At 39.7% G+C, this 11,790-nt stretch carries 1 protein-coding gene; it reads right to left on the bottom strand.

Annotation, left to right across the window (positions count from 1 at the left end; translation table 11 throughout):
* Nucleotides 1–11,644, bottom strand: an 11,644-nt coding sequence (locus ABWU86_RS05840; protein ID WP_353321965.1) for a hypothetical protein, incomplete at its 3' end; no start/stop codon positions are given.
* Nucleotides 11,645–11,790: the final 146 nt, after the last annotated feature.

The raw sequence follows: 11,790 nt of genomic DNA, 5'->3' as shown, positions 1-11,790 counted from the left end.
CAACAAAGTCAGCACTACCTTTATCAGCATTTTGTTTAGCAGCATCGTGAATCTTAGCGTATAGGTCACTATTTTCTAGGTAATTAGTTGAACCAGTTTGTGGTTGATGAGTAGTTTGGTTATTAATTCCATCATTGTAAGCTTGGGCTTCTACCGAATTACTGTCAGCACTAGCGTTATTAGTAAAAGCTGTCAAACGTGAATCTAAATCATTTGCGATGCCTACCCCTTGTTGGAAGTAAGGATCTTTATTTGAAAGATCATTTTTGGCATTACTGTATTTATTATCACGTGCTGATTGATAACCATTCACAATGTTTTGGTAAACATAGTTAATGATTTGTGAAGAAGCATCATTGCCAGCTGAACTTGGCGTTACCCCATTTAGCGCATCTTGTTTAGCAGTTTGAATAAATGTCTTTGCATCTTGCAATGCCTTATTATATGCGGCGGTTGAAGCTGCACTGGCATTAGTAGGTGCTGTTAGTTTATCAGGATTGCCACCAGCTAAGACATCTTTAAATGCTTGAATAGCACCGTTTTGGGCATCTTGCTTGTTAACACCACTATTAAGAGTATCAACCGGTCTGGTAATATTGGTTAACGCAGCTTGATAACCCGATTGAGCATCACTGTAGCCTTGTTGATAAGCTTCTTTATCGAGGTTATTCATGCCGGCTGTATTTCGTGCTGTATCAGAAGCACCTGCGATTGCCCCTTGTTTAGCGTAATTTTGCTTGTTTTTGATTTCTTGAACATATGCATCATGGTAAATGGAGTTATTAGCATTACTTTCATTATTACCGTTATATGCATCCATTACCGCTTTAGCAGCTAGTTGTTCAGCTTGGCTTACACCGGTTGGAACACTTTGATTATCTTGTGCAAACTTAATTCCAGCTTGGGCATCTTGGTATGCCTTAACCCCAGCTTGGTATGCAGCTGACTTGCCATCAGTCGATGTATCACCAGATTGGGCAGCGTGATAACCGCGAAGTGCTTCATCATAAGCTTGTTGCGCTAATTGACTAGCAGCATCCATACCAGTTGGTCTGTTTTGACCATTAATAAATCCATTCAATCCTTGGTTAGTCAAAGTAGTACTTTGTTGTTGACCTTGAGCATAAGCTAATTGATAGATTTCTGATTTACTTGAGTTATTAACCGATTGATTAGCGTTTTGAGAACTTGCATGGCTGATTGCATCAAATGCCGCTTGGTTACCGACCTTAGTAGCTGCACTTTCGTTGTCACTAGAATGTTGACCACTGTTAGCTTCAGTTACCCCAGTCTTGGCGTCAGCACCCATTTGATATAGTGTTCTCAAGTTTGGTTTAGAGTTAGTTACTCCATTGAAACCATCTTTAATAGCTTGAATGGCATCACTTACCCCTTGTTGAGCAAAGACGTTTTGATTGGCGTCATTGTTCGCATCAGAAGCAGTTCCGTTAACAACTTTGTTAACCCCTGTTTGGTATTCTTGTTCAAATGCATTTACGGCAGCAATATATGCTTGTCTAGCAACTGAACTAGTAATTGAAGATGGTACCGAGTTAGCAAGGACAGCTGGGTTAGCTAAAACATTGTCTCTAGCTGTTTGAATTGCTGTATTAACGTCAGTATTTCCAGTATTAGCCGAAGCATTTTTATCAGTACTATTCTTGGTGGTGTTAATACCTTGTTGGACTAATTGTCCTAGAGCGTATCCAGCTTGGCTAGCTTTATCAGCAGTACTGTTGTTGTATGAAGAGCTATTGCTCATTGCTGCTTGGAAACCAGTTTGAGCGTCATTATAACCCTTGTTAATAGCATCCTTGTCGTATTGACTGTTGGCAGCAGAAACATCAGCAGCATTTTTACCACTAGTAAAGTCATTAATTCCAGCTTGGTATTGGTTAGTTAAATGACCAATAGCACTGTTGTAAGCCAAGTTATATGCCGGGTTAGTGTTATTAGAAGCACTTGGATGATCTGGGTTAGCTTCAAATGCACTAGCCGCAGCAGCATAACCGTTGGTAGCTTGTGTAGTATTAGCGGCATCAGTAGTTGTAGTATTGTGACCATTTTGAATATTATCAATCACAATTGCGGCAGTTTGCGCAGCGTTAAATCCTGTTGTGTAACTAGGATCTGATTGTTTAGTGTTAGTAGCACCTAAAACCGAACCGGCAGTAAAACCATCTTTGGCATCTTGATAACCAACTACTTGGGCGTGTGCGATAGAGCCGTCTTGACCATCAGTTGGTTGTGCATTTCCGGCAACGTATGCATTGGCACCAGTTGCTAATGCATTTGTACCTAGCGTCTTACCAGCATTGTAAGCATCTGAATACAATCTTTGACTACTTGATGAATCGTTTTGGGCATTGTTATTGTTGTTATTTTCAGCATCTTTAATCCCATTAGCAATCGCAGTTTGCGCATCCATAGTTTGCTTATCGGTAGTGTTTAGGTTACCTGTTTGAACATTTTGCTTAGCAGCTTGTAGTGCTTGACCTAAGTCGTAACCATACTTGTAGCTACTATCATTAGCATACTTGTCAGCATCCTTAGAGTTACTTTGACCAGCTTTGTATCCAGCTTGAGCAGCATTAAAACTATCAACGCTCGCTTGAGATGGATCACTTGGACTAGTTTGACCGTTCTTAAAGTCTGCTAGTCCTGATTGTTTTTCAGAACTTAGTTTATCAGCATCTTGTTGATCATTGTATCCCTTGATGTAGGCTTGTTGAGCAACTGAAGATAAGTTATTCAAATCAGCTTGAACTTGGTCAGATGACTTATGATCAGCAGACTTCCCTTGTTGATATGCATCGTATGCTGTCTTTTCAATCGGATCGACGCCACTACCATTTGGTTCACTAGTGTCCTTAATTCCCTTTTCATAGGAATTGTAAGCTGCAGTAACATCATCTTTAACATTGGCTGCAACACCATTAGTGCTACCGTTGTTCTTAATTGCACTAATTAATCCGTTGGTGAAATCACTGTAACCCTTGTTATAAGCAGGATTAGTAGAATTACTATTACCTAGTTGTTTAGCTTGGGCAATCCCTGCGCTGTAGTTAGTTTGGTTTTGGTCCATTAGTTTCTTGTATACATATTGACTAAATGGATCAGAATCATCAGGATCAACGTCTGAGGCTTGTGGATTAGCATTAAAGGCATTATTCACCTTCGTTTGAAGTGCATTGATTTTATCAATAACCGCTTGTGGAATATTAGCTGATGGGTTTGTTCCGCTAGCTAATGCGTCCACATATTGTTTAGCTGAGTTAGCTAAGCTACTACCAGCTTGATTTGCATCAGTTGGGTTGCTAATAGTTTGGTTATTAAAGGCCGCGTTAAAACCATCTTTAACTTGTTTGTAAGCACTGTTGGCAATTGATTGAGCATCTGCATTCTTCAAGTTATTAACTTTTGGATCGGCGCTTTGGAATGGATTATTAGATGCATCAGTAATTCCTTGTTGGTGCGCATTAACTGCAACTTGTTGCATTGCTTTATATGCGCTGTTGTATTCTGGATTACCAGATGGTGTATTTGTGAATTGACCATTCTTAGCATCGTCTAATGCTTGTTGACCACCTGAAACAGCGCTATCGTATGCAGACTTATTAGCTGCATTAGCTTCGTTTTGGTTCTTTTGACCATTGTTAAAATCAGTAATTGCTTGTTGAACAGACTTAGCAGCATTGTATCCACCCATGTAGGCAGGATTATTAGCTTGGGCAGGTGTAGTGACGCCGTTATTCATCACGTCGTTAAATCCAGTTTGGGCATCATTCATACTACTATCATGTAAGACAGCGTTTTGATCTGAATTGCCACTCTTTGGATTACCTGCTAGATAATCGTTAATTCCGGATTGTACTTGACTATCTGCTTTCGACTTAGTTTGTTGATAAGCATCTGTATATAGTTGCTTATTAGCGTTATCAACGGTGCTAGTTGGGTTAGCTGAATTATTGTTAGTCTTTGCGTCAGCATATGCTTGTTGAGCAGCATCAAAGGCCGCTTGTTGAGCATCCCCACTTGGTTGTGAACTATTAACGTAAGCATTGATTCCAGCTTGGACGTTCTTAGCCATGGCCACTCCGGCATTGTAGCTATCGTTCTTAGAACTGTTTGAAACATCCGCTGCTGAATTATTCTTCAATGCAGCTTGTTCTTCTTGATAACCAGATTTAGCTTGGTCATAACCATTCTTAAGAGCTGCTGAAGCCATGTTGTTACCAACAATTGGTTCTACTGATTGACTAGCAAATTGAGCTTGTCCTTGTTTTTCTGCAGCTTGGGCTTCACTTAATGCCTTCTTATAAGCATCTTGATATGCTTGACTGGTAATAGAAACATTGTGATTACCATCAGATGGGTTGCCAGAAGTGGTCTTCATAACTTGGTTATATGCATCCTTAACAGCATAGTATGCGTTTAGGGCATCCCCAGTTAAACCATTTGGGTTACTATTTGGATCTTGAGCTAATGCAGCCCCGTCCTTAGAGTTTTGACCAGTAGCATGACCAATTTGATATGCTTGATCATTCGTGTTGATTTGTTGTTGAGTAGCTTGGTTATTATTACCAGACTTACCATCAGTATATCCAGCTTGGGCTTCTTGAACCCCTTTTTGGTAATTAGCATCAGTGGATTCAGTACCACTATCTACACTACCGTTTACGAAATCATTAGCACCTTTAATAATTCTTCCAGCAGTGAATCCTTGTTGGTAACTAGCTGTGTATGGAGTAGTGGTATCCGTTTGGCTCTTGTGATCACTAGCGATTGGGGTGGTTTTTTCAATTGCATCTGCATAACCAGATTTAACAGCAGCGTATGCTTCAGCGTAAATATTAGCGTCAACGCCAGCTGGTGGATTTTGGTTATTACTATTGCCATTAGCAATATCAGCTAGTGCATTCTTAGCAGCTAATTGATGGCTGTAAGCATAATTTGATAATGCAGAAGTACTTGGGTTACTTTGACCACTATTAGCAGCTTGTAACGCTTTGATTGTATCTTGGTATCCAGGTTCGTTCGTATTAGATGAACTAGTGCTTCCACCGTTAGTTAGGAAATCATTAACAGCATCTTGGTATCCCTTAGATAGACTTTGGCCGGTTTCTGCCCCTGTTGAGTAGTTATAACCCTTTTGACGGTCAGCATTTGATGGGTAACTACCACCATTTAGCCCTGCACTAAAACCAATTGATGTTTGAACATAGGCATTTTGGTAAACCGATTTGTTAGCATTGCTATCATCTTTGGTATCAGTTCCGTTTAATTTAGTTGCATCTGCCTTAACCCCTTTAGTCATATCTGTTTGTGCCTTTTGACTTGCACGATATGCTGCTTCAATTGCACTATTATAAGCTTGCACATAATCAGCGCTTTGATTAGTAGTTTGTCCATCAATATATTGTGGCAAACTTTGACCTGCACCATTACTATATACTTGGTTAATTGCATCAATTACCCCGTTATATGCATCGACGTCTTCAACTTGATCAGTGGTTTGCGTTAAGTGTTGAGCTGGGAAGCTGGTGTTATCTTCTGCTGCTTTCACACTGGCCGCAAATGCATTTGCAATAGTGAATCCATAGTTATAGTTTGCGTTTGTAGATACACTAGTTGATATCCCACTTTTTGCTGCAGTATAACCTCTTTGAATATCTTCATAAGCTTTATTCCAAGCAACATCGCTAGCAGAATTGCTAGTAAACGGAGTTCCTTGTTTATTCTTAACCGCTGAAATTGCAGTATTTTTATTGGAATTCAATTGTTGTTGAGCTTGTTGCACTGCTTGTGCGTAGGCATCTTGGTAAGATCTAGATTGTCCGCCAACTGATTTAGCACCACCATCATTAATTACATCTTGATATGCTTGCTTAGTAGCATCAAAAGCAGATTTTTGATCAGGATCAGATGGTTCTGCTGCATTAGCATTAGTATTAGCTAAATTAATTCCGGCAGTTTCATTATCCTTTAAATTCTTACCGGCAATGTATCCGGTTGAATTAGTGTTGCCATTAGTAGTGACACCGTTAAATCCATCATTTTCATCTTGGATGGCTTTGTTAACAAAATAATCATTATTACTACTTGGCGCAGCACTAGCGTTACTTAGAGCGCTAGTAACCGCACTTGAATAAGCAAAACTAGCTTGTGAAGCAAATTTAGAAGCAATTTGACTATACATATTACCAGTTGAGCTTTGGGCATTAATATAACCTTGTCCATTCAATGATGAAGCAATTGAATTAAAGATATCATTAGTAACTGTGGTTGCCGTAGCTGAACCATTAGCTTGTGCTTGACTACCATTATTTTGTTCGTCACTAGCCCACGCTGCAGCTGCACTAGCATATGCTGAATATCCAGCAGCATAGTTACTGTTGGCGCCACTAGCTTGTGATTTGCCAGTTAAGGCATCGTTAAAACCACTAGCCGCGTCATTAAAACCACTTTGGGCATTACTGTCACTTAGTGAGTTGGCAGCTAAGTTGTTTAAGAAAGCAGTAGCTCCAACTTTGGCACCAGCATCTTTACCTTCATCAGTCACCCCACCGTTAAATCCAACAGTGTATTGGTAATTAGCGGATGGGTTAACAGTTGTAGCAGATGGAACTGATGTATTAGCTGAAGCTGCAGATGATGCAGCTGAATAACCACTAGCATGACCAGCGGCAGCATTTGAGTATCCAGTACTATAGTCAGCATCAGAAGCTGCTTTACTATGCTTAGTTAAGTAATCGTTGGCACCAGCAGTGGCACGTCCGTCACTATAACCAGTTGCATAGGCACTTTGATAATTTTGACTAGCTGAACTATCCTTTTTATTTTGTTGACCAGTTGATGTATCACCATCAGTGTAACCATCAACCGCACCTTTATACCCAGTGGAGTATGCAGATGAGTTGGTTGCATATTGGCTACCGTTAGAACCGGCAACACTAGCAGGTAAACTAGATGCGCTGTTAGATACACTCGCGTTGGATTGAGCAGCACTCAATCCAGTTGATTTACCTTGATTGTATGATGCTTCAGCAGCTTGATAACCTTGATCATATGATGATTTAACATTGTCATTAACTGCGTTATCGCCAGTAGCGGTAGTTGAACCGTTAGTGTTAAAGGCATCCGCACCATTAGCATATGCGTTTACCGCTGCTTGGTAACCTTGTTTGTATGCATTTTGGTTTGCAGCATCACTTGGAATATTAGTTGGAACAGTCGCATTGCTTGATGAAACTGATGGATTGTTCTTTACATCGTTAGCACCACTAGCGGTACCACTTGTAAATGATGCTTGGGCATCTGAATAACCCTTAGTGTATGCAGACTTAACGTTGTCATTAACAGCATCGTTTCCAGTAGGAGTAGCTGTTTGTTGATTAGTTGGGCTAAATGATGAAGCCCCGTGTGCATAGGCGTTAACAGAATCTGCATAACCTTTTGAATATGCATCCTTGCTGACAACCCCAGCGGGTACTACACCAGGGTTAGTGGATGTAGTTGAGTTACTCTTAACCGCTGTTGATCCATCCGCAGTTCCTTGGTTGAATGATGCTTGGGCATCAGCATAACCTTGGGCGAATGCAGTTTGACCAGTTTGTGATTGTGCTGCCACCCCTGTAGGAGTAGCACCAGCATTATTGTTAAATGCAGCAATCCCAGCTTGGTATGCAGCTGGTCCGATGATAGAAGCGTAACCAACCTTTTCCAAGGTGTTCAATCCGGCATCACTCTTACCAGCTAGTCCAGTGTATGCACCAAACTTAATTGATTTGTATGCAGTTACATCACCATTAAAGTTGTCTGCAGAGACACCATCGTGGGTAGTTGCCTGTGCATCACTTGAATTTGCCCCGTTACTTTGCGCTTTGCTGGTAGCTGCAGCATTGGCTTGATAACCGTTGATGGCTGCAGCAAGGTTGTTCATATGATCTGCAGTTGCACTAGGTTTCGTCTTGGATAATCCACCATTAATAATGGATTGAGCGTAATCGAATCCAGCTGTTTCCGCCTTATCAGCGTTTAAATCTGGATTAGCGCTAGTTCCAGTGACTCTAAGTGCATTATAAAAACCAGTCGCTGCATCGTTATATGCGGCCACCTTAGATTTATCATTCTTAATCTTATTGTAATTAGTACCATTAATAGTAGCAGCTTGTTCGTCACTAAAGAAAGATAATACCCCTTGGGCATCTGAAATCGCTGTAGTAACGGCTGTTGCTGCTGTTCCGTTAGAAGTAATTGTTGGAAGATTATTTTGACTAATTAAAGTATTAATATTGACTCCAGGGTTACTTAAAGCGGCTTGGTATGCAGCGTTGTATTGAGTTTGGGCTTCTGAATAATTAGCATTACCAGTCACACTAGTCTTGTTAAATCTAGCATCGTTTAAACCAGCTTGATATGCAGCTTCCTTGTATCCTTGGGCAAAAGCAGAAGGATTGGAAGAGTTAATGTAAGCTGCTAATTGAGTGTAATCTTGGTTAGCAGTTCCATTAGCATAGGCTTGGTATCCGGCTTGGATCGCATTGTATGCGGCTAAGTAGTCAGCATTAGTCTTAGTGTTAAATGATTCTGCATCTTTATTAGCAGTTGTATTACCAATACTATCAGCAATCGCGTCAGTAATCCCAGAATTAACGTTACCTAATTGACCGTTAGCAACCGTCATATCACCATTAGATGTTTCCACAACTTTTCCATTTCCGGCATTTTGATAACCTTCAACAGTTGATGTGTAAGCTTGTGGTCCCAATATACTGTTAACGGAGTTAATTCCATAGTTCAAACGCATCCCAATGTATGTGGTTGGGGTTCCTGGTTGAATTTTGTAAGTAATTGGAATAATTCCACCACTATATCCAGTTGTATCCACTGTAAGAGTGTAAGTATTTGGATCCGCCTTTGAGTAAGCATCGGTGATGTTAGAGTTAGGCATTTGGGTTAATTGGTTATATGCACCATTACTGTTAGAACTAGCTACCCCAACATAAATTGGTTGATTGTTTAATTGTTTATAATTGGAAAGTTTAGCGTATGCGGTTACTGTAGTAGAGCCATCACCATTTAATTGTTTGGTAAGTGGACCGACGAATTGAACAGAAGGCACATCTGAAATTTCCAATAAATTACCAGATATATTTCCATTAATCTGATTACCATTTAAATCAACACCTGTATAAGAAGTTGATCCTGAATTTAAAGTAAAATTATATAAATACTGATTAGTCCCATCAGCTTGTTTAATCGCAACAGTATATGCATTAATGTTACCAGCATAACCAGTACCGGATGTTCCTGTGGTAGTTTGGAATTGTTGAACAGCACCTGACTTCATGAAAATAACGTGGTTACTACCAACAGAGTTAATATTGATAGGTCCGTAATATGGAACGTTGTAAGTACTATCTGAATTAGTAACTCCAACCTTCAAGTTACCACGTGAACCAACGTTAAAGTTACCTAACCCAACGTTATTAATCAATCCATCATAAACAGATTGGTGCCCTGCATATGAATTGTAAGTGGTGACATCAGGAACGGAATCCATAACAACTTGCATAACCCCACCATTAATAACATTGATTTGAGTACTACTTGAACCTTGTAAATCAATTGGTTGGTTGTAGAATCCTGAGATCCCGTTGTATCCTTCATAGTTCAAGGTTCCACCATTGATATTGATACTTACTTGTTGACCCGCGTAAACAGCCCCACCAAAGATGTTACTTTGCTTGCTATATAGTTGTGGAATAATGTTCAAGGTTGCGTTCTTGTTAATGTTTAGTGACGCACCTGTGTTACGTAGCCAGACACCCCAAACGGAACCATCAGCGATAGTTGCCGCATTCGCGTTACCACCACGTGGTATTAATGTCATCTTAGAGTTTTCACCGATGGTAAAGTTCCCTGTAACCACAACGTTAGTTCCACCATTAACTGGAGAAGTATTACCGAAGTAATTAGAGTTAGGTTCTAGGATAAAGTTATTAACTTCAAGGTTTTCTTGGTTACCATTTCCTTCGATTAAAACATTTGATTGCCATGGAGAAGTGTAAGTTGCACTTAGGTTAGTTGGAACTAAAACGTTTACGTTTCCACTAAAGTAAGTATCATTACTGTATGAACTTAGAAGTTGTGGTCCGACGTAATTAATGTTACTGAAGTGGAATACCGCTCCCGGTTCGGCACGGAATGTACCAAAGTAGTTAGCCCCATACATAGTTTGGAAGTTTTGTAGATAAATATCCAACGAACCATTTCCAGGACGGTTAACAGTATAGTTATTCCCGTGGAAATCCATCATATGATTTTGACCATCAACAGTTATGCTTGCTTGGTTAGTGTAAATAGTCCCATCATTTTCACCATTAGTAGCTCCTGATAAATCAATATCATTAGCGATTCTAACGGTTGTGAATGTATTACCATTATTATCTTTCGCAACGTTACCACTAACTGAACCAGAATAAGTTGATCCAGTCATAATGTTTTGGAATTGTTGACCATTTTGTACATATACAATTCCTTGGCTAGCTTGTTTAACAACATCATTAAAACCAGCATCGTAGGCTGCATTTCCAGTATTACTTGCAGAGACTGAAGTACTTCCGTTATAGGTGTTACCACTACTAAAGAAGCTGTTCATCGCAGTTCTAGCACCGCGGTAAGCTTGATCATAAGCATTACTTGGTGTATTAGTGGCTGAGTTTAAGTAGTAGTCTTGCGTATTACCATTTGAACCAGCGTATACACCTTGCCACTTACCTGATTCAGCATCTGCCATCCCTTGTTGAGTTAAGGCATAGGTAACCCCATAATCAAAAGCCTTACCTAAACCGGTATAGTTGGTATATTGTTTACGATCGTTGACAATCGCATCAGTATTAGCAGTTGGAATATTAATTACTTGAGTAGGTGAAGTTGCCTTAACAGAAGTATTGCTACTTGTATTTACCTTGTTAAGCATTGTTTGTTCGTATTTACTTACTGAATTAGAAGCGTCCTTAGGAGTATCAGCACCACCTTGATTAGTGTCGTTAGGGTTAGTGTTGTTTAAAGGAGTTCCATCAGTTGCGTTTGGTTGAGTAGTTGAAGTTGCAGTTTGGGAATTAGCAGCTTGTGCTTGCTTATCTGAAGAGTTGTCCCCTGCTGTTTTACGTTTACTATTAAAACCGTTAGATCCGGTTTGTGCATTAGCACTATCACTTTCAAAACCATCTTGCTTGGTAACAGTATTACCGTAGTAGTTGTAATCTTGCGTACCGGCACCAGTGTTTTGAGTGGCTGTATTATAGGCGTTTAAAGCAGATTGAGCCCCATTGTAAGCTGCATTGTAGTAGTTAGAAGCTTGACCACTTAATGAGCTAGAGTTGTTTCCCTTGTTTTGGAACGCATCTTGGGCCCCCTGTTGTATTTGACTAGCATATTGCGTTGTTTCGTCATTGTTGTTGTATGCACTTGCAGTATTGGTATCAGCCTTAGCTACAGTTGTAGTGTTAAGCATCCCATATGCAGACGCACCTAAAAAAGCTAATGAAGCAATTGATACTACGACCCATTGTTTCTTAACCTTTTTCATCATTTTCTTATCGTTTACTTTACTAAATTGTTTCTTATTGTATTGCATTTTCTCATCTCCTCTAAAAAAAGCAATATAAGCATTATACACTTTGTCCAGTGTGATATTCTCTTTATAGAATATCACTTACACGATAGAAACGTTACGATTTTTAATCAATATTAATAAGTTTTACCATATCTTAATAATTTAGC

Source organism: Apilactobacillus pseudapinorum, from assembly GCF_040369555.1.
Taxonomy (GTDB): domain Bacteria; phylum Bacillota; class Bacilli; order Lactobacillales; family Lactobacillaceae; genus Apilactobacillus.
Note: the sequence above shows the minus strand (reverse complement) of the source record. Positions and strands in the feature narration are given on the sequence as shown.